1 pseudogene is annotated in these 233 nt (G+C 67.4%); it reads left to right on the forward strand.

The window, feature by feature from the left end:
- Nucleotides 1-233, forward strand: a pseudogene (locus tag ACPYOG_RS20965) (D-aminoacylase); the annotation flags it as partial.

Raw genomic sequence — 233 nt, forward strand, 5'->3', positions numbered from 1 at the left:
TCCTGGACTTGATCGATGCCGCCCTGGATCAAGGCGTGGACATCACCCTGGACACCTACCCTTACCTCCCCGGTGCCACCACGCTTTCGGCGATCCTGCCCAGTTGGGCCTCGTCCGGCGGAACCGAGGCCACCCTTGCCCGGCTGGCCGACCCCGAAACACGGGCCAGAATCCGGGAAGCCGTGGAGATCTACGGCTCCGACGGCTGCCACGGCGTAGTGGCCGAGTGGGAC

This window comes from Leifsonia sp. HAY1-4F (assembly GCF_056755275.1).